Origin of the sequence: Streptomyces zaomyceticus (genome assembly GCF_014656215.1) — a bacterium.
Classification (GTDB): Bacteria; Actinomycetota; Actinomycetes; order Streptomycetales; family Streptomycetaceae; genus Streptomyces; species Streptomyces zaomyceticus.
This window is the reverse complement of the sequence record NZ_BNBZ01000027.1, coordinates 44,224-60,712: the sequence shown is the minus strand read 5'-3', so window position 1 is coordinate 60,712 and position 16,489 is coordinate 44,224. Positions and strand designations below refer to the sequence as shown.

Sequence of the window (16,489 nt, the reverse complement as noted above, 5' to 3'; positions counted from 1 at the left end):
CCATACGTTGATGTTGTCCGGGCGGTCGGCGCGCAGAGATCTCCTCGTGCGCCGGCTGTCCCCACAAGCGATCGTGATTGTGCGCCCGGACGCCTGCGTCACAGGCACCCACCGCGCCCACCCGGCGCAGCCACCGCACCACCCGCCGAACCGACGGCACACCTCCACAGCAGCACTCCAAGACGTAACCCTCAGCGCGTCCTCCCCTCGGACGCCGCACCGCCGGAGGCAACCCCGTGAAGGACATCCTGGACGCGATCCAGTCCCCGGACTCCACGTCCGCCGACTTCGCGAACATCCCGCTCCCCGAGTCGTACCGCGCCATCACCGTCCACAAGGACGAGGCCGAGATGTTCGCCGGGCTCGCCAGCCGTGACAAGGACCCGCGCAAGTCGCTGCACCTCGACGACGTGGCCCTCCCCGAGCTCGGCCCGGGCGAGGCCCTGGTCGCCGTCATGGCCAGCTCCGTGAACTACAACTCGGTCTGGACCTCGATCTTCGAGCCCGTCTCGACCTTCGGCTTCCTGGAGCGCTACGGCCGGCTCAGCGAGCTCAGCAAGCGTCACGACCTGCCGTACCACGTCATCGGCTCCGACCTCGCGGGCGTCGTGCTGCGCACCGGCCCCGGCGTGAACTCGTGGAAGCCCGGCGACGAGGTCGTCGCGCACTGCCTCTCGGTCGAGCTGGAGTCCTCGGACGGCCACAACGACACGATGCTCGACCCCGAGCAGCGCATCTGGGGCTTCGAGACCAACTTCGGCGGCCTGGCGGAGATCGCCCTGGTCAAGTCGAACCAGCTGATGCCGAAGCCCGGCCACCTGAGCTGGGAGGAGGCGGCCTCCCCCGGTCTCGTCAACTCCACCGCGTACCGCCAGCTGGTCTCCCGCAACGGCGCCGGCATGAAGCAGGGCGACAACGTCCTCATCTGGGGCGCGAGCGGCGGCCTCGGCTCGTACGCCACGCAGTTCGCCCTGGCCGGCGGCGCCAACCCGATCTGTGTCGTCTCCTCCCCCGAGAAGGCCGACATCTGCCGGTCGATGGGCGCCGAGGCGGTCATCGACCGCAACGCCGAGGGCTACAAGTTCTGGAAGGACGAGCACACCCAGGACCCGAAGGAGTGGAAGCGCTTCGGCAAGCGCATCCGCGAGCTCACCGGCGGCGAGGACATCGACATCGTCTTCGAGCACCCGGGCCGCGAGACCTTCGGTGCGAGCGTCTACGTCACCCGCAAGGGCGGCACCATCACCACCTGCGCCTCCACCTCGGGCTACATGCACGAGTACGACAACCGCTACCTGTGGATGTCGCTCAAGCGGATCATCGGCTCGCACTTCGCCAACTACCGCGAGGCGTGGGAGGCCAACCGCCTGATCGCCAAGGGCAAGATCCACCCGACGCTCTCCAAGGTGTACTCCCTCGAGGAGACCGGCCAGGCCGCCTACGACGTGCACCGCAACCTCCACCAGGGCAAGGTCGGCGTCCTCGCGCTCGCCCCCCGGGAGGGCCTGGGCGTGCGCGACCCGGAGATGCGTGCCCAGCACATCGACGCCATCAACCGTTTCCGCAACATCTGAGCCCGGGACCATAGATGACTGAGCGCCAGAAGGACCGGCCGTGGCTCATGCGGACGTACGCCGGTCACTCGACCGCCGAGGCGTCCAACGAGCTGTACCGGCGCAACCTCGCCAAGGGTCAGACCGGCCTCTCGGTCGCGTTCGACCTGCCGACGCAGACCGGATACGACCCCGACCACATCCTCGCCCGCGGCGAGGTCGGCCGGGTCGGGGTCCCCGTCTCGCACCTCGGTGACATGCGGCGGCTGTTCCAGGACATTCCCCTGGACCGGATGAACACCTCGATGACCATCAACGCCACGGCGATGTGGCTCCTGGCGCTCTACCAGGTGGTCGCGGAGGAGCAGGGTGCGGACGTCACCCGGCTCCAGGGCACCACCCAGAACGACATCGTGAAGGAGTACCTGTCGCGCGGGACGCACGTCTTCCCACCCGGCCCCTCCCTCCGCCTCACGACGGACATGATCACCTACACGGTGAACAGCATCCCGAAGTGGAATCCGATCAACATCTGCAGCTATCACCTGCAGGAGGCCGGGGCCACTCCGGTCCAGGAGATCTCGTACGCGATGTCCACCGCGATCGCGGTGCTCGACGCGGTGCGCGACTCCGGACAGGTCCCGGCCGACCGCTTCGGCGAGGTCGTCGCCCGCATCTCCTTCTTCGTGAACGCGGGCGTCCGCTTCATCGAGGAGATGTGCAAGATGCGCGCCTTCGGCCGCATCTGGGACAAGATCACCCTCGAGCGGTACGGCATCCGGAACGAGAAGCAGCGCCGGTTCCGCTACGGCGTGCAGGTCAACTCGCTCGGTCTGACCGAGGCCCAGCCGGAGAACAACGTCCAGCGGATCGTCCTGGAGATGCTGGCCGTCACCCTCTCCAAGGACGCCCGCGCGCGGGCCGTCCAGCTGCCGGCCTGGAACGAGGCGCTCGGGCTGCCCCGCCCGTGGGACCAGCAGTGGTCGCTCCGCATCCAGCAGGTCCTCGCCCTCGAGTCCGACCTGCTGGAGTACGAGGACATCTTCGCCGGCTCGCACGTCATCGAGGCCAAGGTCGACTCGCTCGTCGAGGAGTGCCTGGCCGAGATCGAGCGGATCCAGGAGATGGGCGGCGCGATGGCCGCCGTCGAGTCCGGCTACCTCAAGTCGCAGCTCGTCTCCTCGCACGCCGAGCGGCGCGCCCGGATCGAGGCCGGTGACGAGAAGATCATCGGCGTCAACATCTTCCAGGCGACCGAGGAGAACCCCCTCACCGCCGACCTGGACACCGCGATCATGACGGTGGACCCGGCGAACGAGGCGCGGGTGGTCGCGGCCCTCCACGAGTGGCGCGACAACCGCGACGAGACCCGCGCCCAGGAATCCCTGGCGACGCTGAAGGCGACGGCTGCCGGTGACGGCAACCTCTTCGCCGCCACCCTGGAGTGCGCGCGTGCGGGCGTCACGACCGGGGAGTGGTCCTGGGCGCTGCGGGACGTCTTCGGCGAGTTCCGCGCCCCCACGGGCGTGTCCTCCGCCCCGGTCGCGGTGACGGCCGAGGCGGGCACCCCGCTGGCTCTCGTACGGGAGAAGGTGGCGCGGACCGCCGAGGAGCTCGGCGCCGGGCGGCTGCGGCTGCTCGTCGGCAAGCCGGGCCTCGACGGACACTCCAACGGGGCCGAGCAGATCGCCGTACGCGCGCGCGACGCCGGTTTCGAGGTGGTCTACCAGGGCATCCGGCTGACCCCGGAGCAGATCGTGAACGCGGCCCTCGCCGAGGACGTGCACTGCGTGGGTCTGTCGATCCTCTCCGGCTCGCACGCCGAGCTGGTCCCGGACGTCCTGGAGCGCCTCCGCGAGGCGGGCGCGACCGATGTGCCGGTCATCGTCGGCGGGATCATCCCGAACGCCGACGCCGCAGAACTGAAGCGCGCGGGTGTGGCCGCCGTCTTCACACCGAAGGACTTCGGTATCACGGAGATCATCGGACGTATCGTCGACGAGATCCGGACAGCGAACAAGCTCCACCCCCTTGAAAGTACGGAGGTCCCCGCATGACCAGCCCCGTGAACCGCCTGCGTCCGCGCCGCTCCTGCCTGGCGGTCCCCGGTTCCAACCCGCGCTTCCTGGAGAAGGCCCAGGGCCTCGCGGCCGACCAGGTCTTCCTGGACCTGGAGGACGCGTGCGCCCCGCTGGCCAAGCCCGAGGCCCGGCACACCATCGTGAAGTTCCTGAACGAGGGCGACTGGACCGGCAAGACCCGTGTCGTCCGCGTCAACGACTGGACGACCCACTGGACGTACCGTGACGTCGTCACCGTCGTCGAGGGCGCCGGCCAGAACCTCGACTGCATCATGCTGCCGAAGGTCCAGGACGCCCAGCAGATCGTGGCGCTCGACCTCCTGCTGACCCAGATCGAGAAGACGATGGGCTTCGAGGTCGGCAAGATCGGCATCGAGGCGCAGATCGAGAACGCCCAGGGCCTCACCAACGTCAACGCGATCGCGCAGGCCTCCCAGCGCGTCGAGACGATCATCTTCGGCCCGGCCGACTTCATGGCCTCCATCAACATGAAGTCGCTGGTCGTGGGCGAGCAGCCGCCCGGCTACCCGGCGGACGCGTACCACCACATCCTGATGAGCATCCTGATGGCCGCCCGCGCCAACAACCTCCAGGCGATCGACGGCCCCTACCTGCAGATCCGCAACCAGGAGGGCTACAAGGCCGTCGCGCAGCGCGCCGCCGCCCTCGGTTTCGACGGCAAGTGGGTGCTGCACCCGGACCAGGTCGCCGCCGCGAACGAGATCTTCTCGCCGTCGCAGGAGGACTACGACCACGCCGAGCTGATCCTCGACGCGTACGACTACTACACGTCCGAGGCCGGCGGGAAGAAGGGCTCCGCGATGCTCGGCGACGAGATGATCGACGAGGCCTCCCGCAAGATGGCCCTGGTCATCTCCGGCAAGGGCCGCGCCGCCGGTATGCAGCGCACCGGCAAGTTCGAGATCCCGGAGGCCTGATCCCCATGCAGTTCGGTCGTACCTACGAAGAGTTCGAAGTCGGTGCCGTCTACAAGCACTGGCCCGGGAAGACGGTCACCGAGTACGACGACCACCTCTTCTGTCTGCTGACGATGAACCACCATCCACTGCACATGGATGTGAACTACGCCGAGAACACGACGGATTTCGGCAAGAACGTCGTCGTCGGCAACTACATCTACTCGCTGCTGCTCGGCATGTCCGTGCCGGACGTCTCCGGGAAGGCCATCGCCAACCTGGAGATCGAGTCGCTGCGGCACGTGGCGCCGACCTTCCACGGCGACACGATCTACGGCGAGACGACGGTCCTCGACAAGACCCCGTCGAAGTCGAAGAACGACCGCGGGATCGTCTACGTCGAGACCAAGGGCTACAAGCAGGACGGCACCCTCGTGTGCGTCTTCCGCCGCAAGGTGATGGTCCCCACCGAGACGTACATCAAGGAGCGCGGCGGCGAGCAGCCCGGCCGCCCCGAGCTCATCGAGCCCGCCAAGAAGACGGAGAAGTAGCCATGGCACGACTCGCCCAGACCGCCGGGCTCACGGACGTCCAGCAGGAGATCCTCAAGACCGTCCGGGAGTTCGTCGACAAGGAGATCATCCCGGTCGCCACCGAGCTGGAGCACCGCGACGAGTACCCCCAGCAGATCGTCGACGGGCTCAAGGAGCTCGGTCTCTTCGGTCTGATGATCCCCGAGGAGTACGGGGGTCTGGGTGAGTCGCTGCTCACCTACGCGCTGTGCGTGGAGGAGATCGCCCGTGGCTGGATGTCGGTCTCCGGCATCATCAACACGCACTTCATCGTGGCGTACATGCTGAAGCAGCACGGCACCCAGGAGCAGAAGGACTACTTCCTTCCGCGGATGGCTGCCGGCGAGACGCGTGGCGCGTTCTCGATGTCGGAGCCGGGCCTCGGCTCGGACGTGTCGGCCATCACCTCCAAGGCGGTCAAGGACGGCGACGAGTACGTCCTCAACGGTCAGAAGATGTGGCTGACGAACGGCGGAACGTCAACGCTGGTCGCCGTTCTCGTCCGAAGTGACGAAGGACACCCGGAGGGCACCGCCCCCCACAAGTCGATGACGACCTTCCTCGTCGAGAAGGAGTCCGGCTTCGGAGAGGTCCGCCCCGGCCTCACCATCCCGGGGAAGATCGACAAGATGGGTTACAAGGGCGTCGACACGACCGAACTCATCATGGACGGACTGCGCATTCCGGCCAATCGGGTCCTCGGCGGGGTCACCGGCCGAGGGTTTTACCAAATGATGGACGGCGTCGAGGTCGGTCGCGTGAACGTGGCGGCCCGTGGCTGCGGCGTCGCTCAGCGTGCATTCGAGCTCGGTGTCTCGTATGCCCAGCAACGTCACACTTTCGGCAAGGCGATCGCCCAGCACCAGGCGATTCAGTTCAAGCTGGCCGAGATGGCTACCAAGGTCGAGGCCGCTCATGCCATGATGGTGAATGCAGCACGCAAAAAGGACTCCGGGGAACGAAACGACCTCGAAGCAGGGATGGCGAAGTACCTCGCCTCCGAATACTGCAAGGAGGTCGTCGAGGATGCCTTCCGCATTCACGGCGGCTACGGGTTCTCGAAGGAGTACGAGATCGAGCGCCTCTACCGCGAGGCGCCGATGCTGCTCATCGGTGAAGGTACCGCCGAGATCCAGAAAATGATCATTGGTCGTCGGCTGCTCGAGGAGTACCGATTCCAGGGTTGATTGTCGGTTTTGAGTCGTTTCGGCCGCGAAGAAGATCACACCCTGTGTTCGCCTTCCGGCCGTCGACTCGGTTCCTGGCTTACCCAGTTGCGCCCCGCAACCGATAGCATCGAGGGAAAGCCGCCGTCCCCCGTTGCCAGTGCGGCATCATCCGCTACGAAGGTCATCCATGCCCCACAGCCAAACCTCTGCACACCGCGACAGCCTCACGGGCGTACGCCTCGCGCGCGGAGCATCGCCGTGGCTTCTGCCGACCGTCGCCACCGCGGCGCTCAGCCTCGTGCGCGCGCGCAAGTCGAAGCGTGCCGCGGCCATCGCCGTGCCGGTCACCGCGCTCGCGGCCGGCATGCTGTGGTTCTTCCGCGACCCCGAGCGCGAGATCGCTCAGGGCCGGGTCATCTCCCCCGCCGACGGTGTGGTGCAGAGCATCATGCCGTGGAAGGACGGACGCACCCGGGTCGCCATCTTCATGAGCCCGCTGAACGTCCACGTCAACCGCGCGCCGCTGGCCGGCACCGTGACGTCCGTGGAGCACGTTCCCGGCGGGTTCGTCCCGGCGTTCAACAAGGAGAGCGAGAACAACGAGCGCGTTGTCTGGCACTTCGACACCGAGCTCGGTGACATCGAGATGGTGCAGATCGCCGGCGCCGTCGCCCGGCGCATCGTGCCGTACATCCCGCAGGGGACCAAGGTCGAGCAGGGTGACCGTATCGGTCTGATCCGCTTCGGCTCGCGCGTCGACATCTACCTCCCCGAGGGTGTCGAGGTCGCCGTCGAGGTCGGCCAGGCCACCACAGCGGGGGTGACTCGCATTGACCGTGATTGATCCCGACACACGGGCCGCCGACTGGGTCGCCGGCACCGATGAGGAAGCGGCCGAAGAGGCCGAGGAGATGCCGCTGTCGTTGAGGCTGTCCATAGCGGACGCCCTCACGCTCGGTAACGCCACGTGTGGATTCATGGCGGTGTACTTCACCACCACCGGAATCCTCATCCCGCACCTGACGGGCAGCACCGAGACCGGCATGGCGCGCAACAGCGCCGCCACCGCCGTGATCCTGATGCTGTGCGCGGCGATCTTCGACCTCTTCGACGGGATCGTGGCACGCAAGCTGCGCTCGTCGCCGATGGGCGCCGAGCTCGACAACCTCTCGGACCTGATCAGCTTCGGTCTGGCCCCGGCCTACTTCGTCCTCGTGTACGGGATGGTCGCGGACGACGCGCAGCAGAAGGTCTCGGCGGTGGCCGCGATCGTGGTGCTCCTCGCGGTGGTGCTGCGGCTGGCGAGATTCTCGTGCGTGACCATGAAGGACGGCATGTTCCAGGGCATGCCGAGCCCCTTCGGCGCGCTGACCGTCGTCTCGATCGTGCTCCTCGAGCTGCCGTTCATCCCGACGCTGCTCGCGATCATCGGGGTCGCCTGGCTGATGGTGAGCCGGGTCGAGTACCCCAAGCCGCGGGGAATCCTCGCGGTGGCGATGCTCAGCTGGATCGTCGGTGCGATGGGCATGCTGGCGGCCTGGGCGTTCGACGCCCCGGGCGGGCAGTTCCTGCTCCAGACCGGCTGCGCGCTCCAGGTCGTGATGGGCGCCGTGATCCCCCTCTTCGCGACGGCCCGTCGGGTGAACACCTTCCGCGGCAACCGGCGTGAGAGCCGGGAGGCGCGGGCGGCACAGCTGCCGTAGGCGGACGAACGACGTACGGAAGGGCCCCGGAGGCGCATCGCCTCCGGGGCCCTTCCGCGTGCCCGGGGTCGGTCCGGGATCTCCGGGTTCCGCCCGGGCCCGTCCGGAGTCCGTCCGGGACCTACCCGAGGCGCTTGTAGTAGAGCGTGGTCGCGCGCGGGACGCCCGCCGGGTCGGCGGCGTACTCCGGGATCGTGCCGGCGGCCGTCCAGCCCGCTCCCCGGTAGAGACGCTCCGCCGGGCTGTCCGTCTGGGTGTCCAGGACGAGAAGGGTGAGGCCCGTGGCCGCGGCGTGGGCCTCGGCCGTGGCGAGCAGCCGGTACCCGAGGCCCCGGCCCCGGGCGGAGCGGTGCACCAGGAGCCGGGCGATCTCGCCGCGGTGCCTGCCGTTGGCCGTGGTCGCTCGGACCAGGGTGACGACTCCGGTGAGGTCCCCGTCGGGGCCGTGGGCCGCCCAGACGTCCCGTACGCCCTCGGCCGCCTCGTCGGCGACGCGGGACCACCAGGCGGCCGCCTCCCGGACCGCCAGGGGCGCCAGGAAGCCCACGGAGGCCCCGCCGTCCACGGCGTCGACGAGGAGGGCGGCGAGGCCGGCGGAGGCGTGGGCGCGCACCTCGCCGGGGGTGAGTCGCTCGACGCGGTCGGGACCCGTGGGCCCCGCGGTCTTCGCCCGTGCCGTGTCCCGGCCCTTCTCCAGCGTCTTCTCCAGGCACAGGAGGTCGGGGCGCTCGTCCCAGGAGGCGACGGTCTCGAAGCCGAGGCTCCGGTAGAGGGCCAGCGGCTCCTCCCGCCAGTTCCACACCGTGAGCCGTACGGCGGCGGCACCCGAGGCCGCCGCTCTGCGCAGGGCCTCGGCCATGAGGGCCTTCGCGATCCCCCTGCGGCGTGCCTCGGGGGCGACCCACAGTCGCTTGATCTCCGGCGCCCGGCCCTCGCGCGGTGCCTTGAGGACGACACAGCCGGCCGGGAGCTCGTCTCCGGCCGGGGTGGCGAGCAGGACCGTGTCGGCGGTGAAGACGGCGGCCGGGTCCTCGGCCTCGCCCCGGTATACGGCCGGAAGCTCGGCGACCGCCGTCACGGCGTTCCCCTTCTCGGCCTGGTTGACCAGGTGGTACGCGCCGAGCAGGTCAGGGAGACAGGGGTGGGAGCGGTTCTCCTCGATCGTCACGTTCATGGGGTCGAGCTTCACACCACGGTGTTTCGCGCGTGTGACGATCTTCTAGGCTGCGGTCCATGGGGATGCGTGTGTTGGTAGCGGGCGCCACGGGCGCCGTGGGTCGTCGGCTCGTGCCTCGCCTGGAGGCGGCCGGCCATGAGGTCGTGGGCATCTCCCGGCGCGGTCCACGCCCCGTGGACGTCCTGGACGCCGGGGCGGTGCGCCGTGCGGTGGCCGAGGCCATGCCGGACGCGGTCGTCCACCAGCTCACGGACCTCGGGGCGGCGGACGGGGCCGCGAACAACCGGATACGGGTCGAGGGCACCCGGAACCTCGTGGACGCGGCTCTCGCGGCCGGTGTCGGCCGGATCGTCGCGCAGTCGATCAGCTGGGCGTACGCCCCCGGGGACGGGCCCGCCGACGAGTCCGTACCGCTCGATTCCACGGAGGAGGTGCCCCGGTCGCGGATCGTCGCCGGGGTGCGCGCCCTGGAGTCCGCCGTGGCGGAGCTCCCGGAGGCGGTCGTGCTGCGGTACGGGATCCTGTACGGCCCCGGTACCTGGTACGCCCCGGGTGGCGCCGTGGCCGCCGCGCTGGCCGGGGACCCGGGGGCGCGGTTCCTGGGCAGCACGGCGGCCGACGATTCGGTGAGCTCCCTCGTGCACGTCGACGACGCCGCCGAGGCCGCCGTACGGGCGCTGGAGTGGCCCTCGGGCGCGTACAACGTCGTGGACGACGAGCCGGCGCCCGGCCGTGTCTGGCTGCCGGTGCTCGCGGCGGCCCTGGGTGTCCCCGCCCCGGTGCGGAGCGAGGGCCGGGCGCCCTGGGCCCGGGGCGCGGTGAACGCCCGGGCCCGTGCGCTGGGCTGGTCCCCGGCCCACCCGTCCTGGCGGACGGGCTTCGCGGACCGGGGTTACGGGCCGTCCGGTCAGGGCGTGTAGGACTTCGCCGCGTCCGAGACGAAGGGCTGCCGGACCGTGCGCATGCCGCCGGGGACGGACTTGTCGGGCTGGATGACGACGGACTCGCGGGACGACGGGGCCTTGGGGTCGCCGAGGTTGTGGCTCATCCCGAAGCCGGCGTCGTGGGACGTCATCGTGAGGAGCGCCTTGTCGACGCCGTCGCGGGTGAGGTCCTTGTTCGCGCAGGCCTTCTTCAGGGCCTCGCCGAAGACGCTCGCCGCGGTCCAGCCGGCGACGATGCCGTTGTCCAGGGTGTCGCTCGGGTAGGCGGCCTTGTAGTCGGCGACGAGCTTCTTCGCGGTCGGGGTGTCCGCGCCGATGGGGAGGCTCGGGGAGGCGAACCAGTACATCTTCTCCAGGGCGGGTCCGGCCTGGGTGCCGAGCAGCTGCGGGGCGAAGGCCGAGTTGTTGCCGACGACCGGCACCTTCATGCCGGTGGCTGCGGCGACCCCGACGAGGGAGGCCGCCTGGCGCGGGCCCGCGCTGATGACGACGGCTTTGACCCCGGCCTGCTTGAGCGCCGCGACCTGCGCCGACATGTCGTTGTCGGTGGGCTTGATCTTCTGCTCGACGACGGTCAGGCCCGCCTTCTCGGCGGCGTACTTCGAGCCCTTGAGGGCGTTCTCTCCGTAGTCGCCCTCGAAGTAGACGTGGCCGAGCTTGTCGCCCGACTTCAGGCCCTTCTCCTTCAGGAGGAAGTCGACGGCGTTGATCGTCTCGACGTCGTACGTGGCGCCGAGGACGCGGATGTACGGGGAGCCGAGCAGCGAGGCCGACCAGGCCTGCGGGAGGACGAGGCCCTTGTCGAGTCCGTCGACCTTGGGCTTGACGGACGCGACGAACGGGGAGCCGATGAACTGGGCGTAGCCGACGACCTTCGGCTCCAGTTCGGTGTAGGCGGCGAGGGCCTTCTGCGGGTCGTAGCCGTGGTCGCGGACCGTGAGCTCCAGCTGCCGGCCGCAGATCCCGCCGGCGGCGTTGACCTGCTTCACGTACAGCTGCTGGGACTGGGTGACGCTCTTGCCGAGGGTGGCGTACACGCCGGTCATGTCGGTGAGCGCGCCGAGCGAGATCGTCTTGTCGGTGACGCCCTTGCCGGTCTTCACCCCGCCCGCGCCGGTCTGCTTGCCGTCGTCGGTCTTGGCCTTGGAGCTGCATCCGGCGGCGGTGAGGGCGACCAGTGCGGCGAGCGCGGCGGCCAGGCCCCGCACGGCCTGTCGTCTGTGGGTCATCGTGCCTCCCCTGAGGGTTCGTTGTTCGAGGGTGCGTGGGACGGGATGTCGGTGGACGGGGGTTCGGAGGGTGGGGGTTCGGAGGGTGGGTGGGCGGTGGGTGTGGGGGCGGTGGGCGGCGGGTTCTCGGGCCGGCCGGGCCTTCGGGCCGCCAGCCTGGCCAGACCGCCGGGCAGGAAGAGCACCACCGCGACGACGGCGGCGCCGTACAGGTAGCGCGAGGCCTCCCCCGGCGCGATGCCGCCCGTCCCCGGGGCGGAGACCAGGGGAAGCGCGTCGCTGTACCGGTTGAGGATCTGCGGCAGCAGGGAGACGAAGACGCCTCCGGCCACCGCGCCCGCGACCGAGCCCAGACCGCCGATGACGATCATGGCCAGGTACTCCAGGGAGAGCGCCATGCCGAAGTACTCCGGCACCGTGCGCTGGAAGACCAGGGCGAGCAGGACCCCGGCGAGGCCCGCGTACATGGAGGACAGGACGAAGACGGCGGCGCGGTAGCGGGCCACCGGGATGCCCATGACACCGGCGGCGATCCGGTGGTCCCGGATGGCGTTCATCGCGCGGCCGGGGCGGCCCCGGAGGACACCCCGGGCGAAGAGCACCCCGCCGAGGAGCAGGATCAGTCCGAGGTACCAGAGCTTCTCCACCGCACCGAACGGCACCTGGGCGACCAGGAGTTCGGTGTCGTCGAAGGTGAGGCCCAAGAGGGAGAGCGGTGGCACGGCGCGGCCGTTGTAACCGCCGGTGAGGTCGTGGGCGTTGAACAGCACGTGCTGGCCGATGAAGATCAGCGCGAGGGTGGCGATGCCCAGGTACGCGCCCCGCAGCCGTCCGGCGATGGGGCTGAACACCCCGCCCGCCAGGCCGGAGAGGGCGACCGCGAGGACGGCGGCGAGCCAGCCGGGCAGGCCAAGCCCGGCGAGTCCGTCGGTGCCGTCCCCGGCGAAGGCGCAGTAGCCGTAGGCTCCGACGGCGAGGAAGAAGGCGTGCCCCATGGAGAGCTGTCCGGTGGCGCCGGTCAGCAGGTTGATGCCGATCGCGCCGAGGGCGGCGGCCATCGCGAACAGGCCCGCCTGGAGCCAGAACCGGTCGAGGTAGAACGGCAGGGCGACCAGGACGAGGCCGGCGGCGGCCCACCCGTAGACCGAGGGGGTGCGGACCCGCAGGCCGCTCCGGGCGAGGGTCTCAGACACGGGCGAGCTCCTTCGTGCCGAAGAGTCCGGCCGGGCGGATCAGGAGCACCGCGACCATGACGAGATAGGGGGCGAGGTCGCCGATCCCCCGGCCGAGGAACGCCAGGTCGCCCTGGTAGCCGGTGGCGAGCGACTCGGTGACGCCGACCAGGAGACCGCCGACGAGGGCGCCGGTGGTGGAGTCGAGGCCGCCGAGGATGGCGGCGGGGAAGGCCTTGAGCGCGGCGAGCGAGGTGGCCCGTTCCAGGCCCGGGGTGGGGAACACGGTCAGGAAGAGGGCGGCGACGGCGGCGAGCCCGCCGGCGACCGCCCAGGCCCCGAGCGAGACCCGGCCGAGCCGGATGCCCATGAGGGCGGCGGTCTCCTGGTTCTCGGCCGCGGCCCGCATGGCGACGCCCCAGGAGGTGTACCGGAAGGCGAGCAGGAACGCGGTGATGAGGAGGCCCGCGGCGAGCAGGGCGGCGATCCGGGTCTCCGCGACGGTGACCCCTCCGACGGAGACGACCGCGTCGCCCCACGGGTCGCCGAGGGCGAGGATGTCGGTGCCGATCCGGCGGGTCAGCTCGGTGGCGAGGAGGATGTCGACGCCGATGGTGACGATGGCGAGGACGCTGTGGTCGCCGCCCCGGTGGCGGCGCATCACGAAGAACTCCACGGCCGCGCCGACCACCGCGGCGCCCGCGATGCCGGCGAGCAGGGCGGGCCAGAAGCCGATCTCGTCGTGGAGCACGGCGGTGACGTAGCCGCCGGCCAGGAGCAGTGAGGCGTGGGCGAAGTTGACGACCTCGGTGGCGCGGAAGATGACCACGAAGCCGAGGGCGATGAGGGCGTAGATCGAGCCCAGGGAGATGCCGTTGATCAGGAACTCGGCGAAGGTGCTCACGCGGCGGACTCCTCTCCGAGGTAGGCGCGGACGACCGCCGGGTCGTTCTGGACGTCGCCGGGGGCGCCGTCGGCGATGCGGCGGCCGAAGTCGAGGACGGTGACGGAGTCGGCGAGCCGCATCACCAGGCCCATGTCGTGCTCGACGAGGAGGACCGAGATGCCGAGGCTGTCGCGGACCCCCGCGATGACCGAGGCGGTACGGCGCCGCTCGTCGGCGGTCATCCCGGCGACGGGCTCGTCGAGCAGCAGGAGCTTCGGCTCCATGCAGAGGGCGCGGGCCAGTTCGGCGAGCTTCTGCTGCCCGTACGGGAGGGAGCCCGCCGGTCGGTCGAGCTGCGGCTCCAGTCCGACGAAGGCGGCGATCTCCCGGACCCTGGCCCGGTGACGGGCCTCCTCGCGGGCGGCGGAGGGCAGCCGGAGCCCGGCGGCGACGAAGCCGGTACGGGTCAGCCGGTGCCTGCCGAGCATCAGACTGTCCTCGACGGTGGCGCGGGGCGGCAGGGCGAGGTTCTGGAAGATCCGGCCGACCCCGAGGTCCGCGATCCGGTGCGGGGGCAGGGCGGTCAGTTCGTGGGTGCCGAGGCGGACGGAGCCCTCGGTGGCCCGGTAGACGCCGGACAGCACGTTGAAGCAGGTGGACTTCCCGGCGCCGTTGGGGCCGATGAGGGCGTGCACGGTGCCGGGCCGGACGGTGAAACCGACTCCGTCGAGGGCGGTGAGGCCGGCGAAGCGGACCGTGAGGTCACGGACCTCGAGGGCGGGGATGTGCTCGCCGGGCGGCGGGGGCGGGGCCGTCATGTCGTCTCCTCCCAGCGGGACAGGACCGGGTGCGTGGCGCGGGCGCGGGCCGCGTCGGCCGCGGCGTCCTCGTCGACGACGCCCAGATAGCGGCGGCGCACCTCGTCGGAGGCCGCGAGTTCGGCGGCCGGACCGGAGAGCGTGACCTCGCCGACCTCCAGGACGTACGCACGGGAGGCGAGCCGCAGCGCGAGCGCCGCGTTCTGCTCGACGAGCAGTACCGCCGTGCCCTGGGCGTTGATCTCACGGATCGCGTCGGCGATCCGGGCCGCCATCAGCGGGGCGAGGCCGAGCGAGGGCTCGTCGAGGAGGAGCAGGCCCGGTGCGGCCATCAGGGCGCGGCCGACGGCCAGCATCTGCTGCTCGCCGCCGGAGAGCAGCCCCGCCTGCTGGCGGGCCCGGTCGGCGAGGACCGGGAAGAGCTCGTGGACCCGGCGGAGCGAGGCGGCCTTCGCCGCCCGGCCGCCGCGCCTGCCGAGCGCGCCCGCCCGCAGGTTGTCCTCGACCGTCATCCGGGCGAAGACCTGGCGGCCCTCGGGCACCTGGGAGACGCCGGCCGCGACGACCCGGTCGGGCGGCAGTCCGTCGAGCGGCCGGCCGTCGCGGCGCACCGTGCCGGAGACCACGGCGCCGCCGTGGAACCGCAGGGTGCGCGAGACCGCCCGCAGCAGTGTCGACTTGCCGGCTCCGTTGCCGCCGAGGACGGTGACGACCTCACCCGCCGGCACGGTCAGCGACACCTGCCGCAGTGCGCGTACCGGCCCGTATCCCGCCGTCAGGTCCGTCACCTCGAGGGCGGGTGCGGTACCTCCCATGGTTCCCCTTTTTCCGGTGTCCCGGCCGTTTCTTGTTACTCGGCCGTTCGATGGCGCTCACCCCAACACCGCGCCGGACCGCGCGTCCACGCTCCGCGGCCGAATCGCTGCCGGTGACCAGCGGGTGCGCCGACGGGCTGTGCATGCGCACAACAGTGCGCGTCAGGGCTGTGCGGCGGGGGCCGGAGCAGTGGATCCTCCGGGCATGGGACGGCGCAGACGGCGGACCGGTGACGACTGGAAGGTGCTCGCTCAGGCGTGCACGGCGCTTCTGGAGCGGGTGCCGGAACTGGTGGACGAGCATCTGAGGGAACTCCACGCGTACGAGCCCGCCTACGGGCGGATCCTGCCGTACGACCAGCACTGGCAGGAGGCCCAGGAGGCGATACGCATCGGGATCGAGATGATCTCGGCGCCGCGGAGCTCGCCCCGGCGGGATCTGGAGCACGCCGACCGGATGGGCCGGCGGCGGGCCGCGCAGGGCATGCCGCTGGAGCTGGTCGTCCACGCCTACCGGCATGCCGGGCATCTGGTCTGGGACGCGCTGATCGAGGGCGCGGGGACGGACACGGCGCAGCTGGCGGCGTTGATGCAGTCGGCGACGACGGTGTGGTCGGCGGTGGACGCGCAGGCGGACACGGCGTCGGAGGCGTACCGGACGACGGAGCTCGAACTGCGCCGCCGTACGGACGAGCAGTTGCAGGCGCTCCTGGACGCGCTGCTGCAGGGCCGGCGGTCGCCCGAGCTGGTCTCGCGGGCGGCGGCAGGGCTGGATCTGCCGGAGCAGGGCCGGTACGCGGTGGTGGTGCTCCGCTACGACCGACGGGAGGAACGGGAGCCGTTCCACCGTCAGGTGCAGGGCGAGGGGGTGCGGTTCCTGTGGCGGATGGGCGCCGACTGCGAGCTGGGCGTGGTGGCGCTGGCCGGGGAGACGGGTCTGGACGCGCTGTCGGAGCTCCTCGACGGGCGGTGCCCGGGGCCCGGTGGGATCAGCCCGGTGGTGGTCGGCCTCACCGAGCTGGGCCGGGCGCGGCGGCTCGCGGAGCTGGCGCTGCGGACCTGTCCGCCGGGGAGCCGCGAGATCGTGCGGCTCGACCGGCGGATGACGGGCGCGCTGGTGGTGGGGCAGCCCGAGATGGCCGGTCTGCTGGTCTCGGACGTCCTGGGCGGCCTGCTCGAACTCGACCCGGCGGACCGGGCGGTGCTTCTGGAGACGCTGGACGCGTGGCTGGAGTGCGAGGGATCGGCGGGCCGGGCGGCAGGGCGTCTCTACTGCCACCGGAACACGGTCTTCAACCGGCTGCGGAGGCTGGAGCAGTTGACGTCCCGGTCGCTGTCCCGGCCGCGGGACCTGACGGAGATGACGCTGGCGCTGGACGCGTTCCGGCTGACGGCGGCGGGGGGCTCGGTCTGAGCCCGCCGGACCGGCCGCGCGGCCACCGGTGCTCGCGCC

At 70.8% G+C, this 16,489-nt stretch carries 15 protein-coding genes and 1 pseudogene; 9 read left to right on the top strand and 7 right to left on the bottom strand.

Annotated elements, in window-relative coordinates:
* The first annotated feature begins 236 nt into the window (after positions 1-236).
* The 7 genes from ccrA to pssA all read left to right on the top strand — a co-directional run bounded on the left by ccrA (position 237) and on the right by pssA (position 7,995).
* A complete protein-coding gene (gene ccrA, locus IE311_RS28220; protein ID WP_189834658.1) occupies positions 237-1,574 on the top strand; it encodes a crotonyl-CoA carboxylase/reductase in 1,338 nt (445 codons plus the stop codon).
* A gap of 14 nt (positions 1,575-1,588) precedes the next feature.
* A complete protein-coding gene (locus tag IE311_RS28215) occupies positions 1,589-3,610 on the top strand; it encodes a protein meaA (protein ID WP_189834657.1) in 2,022 nt (673 codons plus the stop codon).
* Positions 3,607-4,572, top strand: a complete 966-nt coding sequence (locus IE311_RS28210) for an HpcH/HpaI aldolase/citrate lyase family protein (RefSeq protein ID WP_189834656.1) — start codon at positions 3,607-3,609, stop codon at positions 4,570-4,572. Before IE311_RS28215 ends, IE311_RS28210 begins: the two co-directional genes overlap by 4 nt.
* Before the next feature lie 5 nt (positions 4,573-4,577).
* Positions 4,578-5,102, top strand: a complete 525-nt coding sequence (locus IE311_RS28205) for a MaoC family dehydratase (protein WP_030320137.1) — start codon at positions 4,578-4,580, stop codon at positions 5,100-5,102.
* A 2-nt stretch (positions 5,103-5,104) separates the two neighbouring features.
* The gene (locus tag IE311_RS28200) at positions 5,105-6,310 is read left to right on the top strand and encodes an acyl-CoA dehydrogenase family protein (protein ID WP_189834655.1); all 1,206 of its coding nucleotides are present in this window, start codon (positions 5,105-5,107) and stop codon (positions 6,308-6,310) included.
* 169 nt (positions 6,311-6,479) lie between these two features.
* Complete coding sequence (locus tag IE311_RS28195) at positions 6,480-7,136, top strand: phosphatidylserine decarboxylase (RefSeq protein WP_189834654.1); 657 nt, start codon at positions 6,480-6,482, stop codon at positions 7,134-7,136.
* Positions 7,129-7,995, top strand: coding sequence for a CDP-diacylglycerol--serine O-phosphatidyltransferase (gene pssA, locus IE311_RS28190; RefSeq protein ID WP_189834691.1), 867 nt, complete (start codon positions 7,129-7,131; stop codon positions 7,993-7,995). Before IE311_RS28195 ends, pssA begins: the two co-directional genes overlap by 8 nt.
* Positions 7,996-8,116: 121 nt before the next feature.
* Here pssA and IE311_RS36895 read toward each other — a convergent pair whose 3' ends face one another.
* Together IE311_RS36895 and IE311_RS36890 are read right to left on the bottom strand one after the other, a co-directional pair.
* Positions 8,117-8,608, bottom strand: coding sequence for a GNAT family N-acetyltransferase (locus tag IE311_RS36895; protein WP_229902218.1), 492 nt, complete (start codon positions 8,606-8,608; stop codon positions 8,117-8,119).
* A 135-nt stretch (positions 8,609-8,743) separates the two neighbouring features.
* Positions 8,744-9,169 (bottom strand): annotated as a pseudogene (locus tag IE311_RS36890) (GNAT family N-acetyltransferase); the annotation flags it as partial.
* Positions 9,170-9,234: 65 nt separating this feature from the next.
* On the opposite strand from IE311_RS36890, the gene IE311_RS28180 reads away from it, so the two are divergent.
* Complete coding sequence (locus IE311_RS28180; RefSeq protein ID WP_189834652.1) at positions 9,235-10,092, top strand: NAD-dependent epimerase/dehydratase family protein; 858 nt, start codon at positions 9,235-9,237, stop codon at positions 10,090-10,092.
* On the opposite strand, the gene IE311_RS28175 is transcribed toward IE311_RS28180, so the two are convergent.
* The 5 genes from IE311_RS28175 to IE311_RS28155 are packed head-to-tail and all read right to left on the bottom strand — an operon-like array spanning position 10,080 to position 15,036.
* Positions 10,080-11,345, bottom strand: a complete 1,266-nt coding sequence (locus IE311_RS28175; RefSeq protein ID WP_189834651.1) for an ABC transporter substrate-binding protein — start codon at positions 11,343-11,345, stop codon at positions 10,080-10,082. The genes IE311_RS28180 and IE311_RS28175 overlap by 13 nt on opposite strands.
* Positions 11,342-12,538 carry a branched-chain amino acid ABC transporter permease gene (locus IE311_RS28170; protein WP_373313996.1) on the bottom strand — a complete coding sequence of 399 codons (1,197 nt, stop codon included), beginning with the start codon at positions 12,536-12,538 and terminating at the stop codon, positions 11,342-11,344. Before IE311_RS28170 ends, IE311_RS28175 begins: the two co-directional genes overlap by 4 nt.
* A complete protein-coding gene (locus tag IE311_RS28165) occupies positions 12,531-13,421 on the bottom strand; it encodes a branched-chain amino acid ABC transporter permease (RefSeq protein WP_189834650.1) in 891 nt (296 codons plus the stop codon). The genes IE311_RS28170 and IE311_RS28165 overlap by 8 nt, the downstream gene beginning before the upstream one ends.
* Positions 13,418-14,221, bottom strand: a complete 804-nt coding sequence (locus IE311_RS28160; protein WP_189834649.1) for an ABC transporter ATP-binding protein — start codon at positions 14,219-14,221, stop codon at positions 13,418-13,420. Before IE311_RS28160 ends, IE311_RS28165 begins: the two co-directional genes overlap by 4 nt.
* The gene (locus tag IE311_RS28155) at positions 14,218-15,036 is read right to left on the bottom strand and encodes an ABC transporter ATP-binding protein (protein WP_189834648.1); all 819 of its coding nucleotides are present in this window, start codon (positions 15,034-15,036) and stop codon (positions 14,218-14,220) included. The genes IE311_RS28160 and IE311_RS28155 overlap by 4 nt, the downstream gene beginning before the upstream one ends.
* A 205-nt stretch (positions 15,037-15,241) precedes the next feature.
* Here IE311_RS28155 and IE311_RS28150 point away from each other — a divergent pair, with 205 nt between their 5' ends.
* Positions 15,242-16,450, top strand: a complete 1,209-nt coding sequence (locus IE311_RS28150; protein ID WP_189834647.1) for a PucR family transcriptional regulator — start codon at positions 15,242-15,244, stop codon at positions 16,448-16,450.
* Positions 16,451-16,489 lie beyond the last annotated feature (39 nt).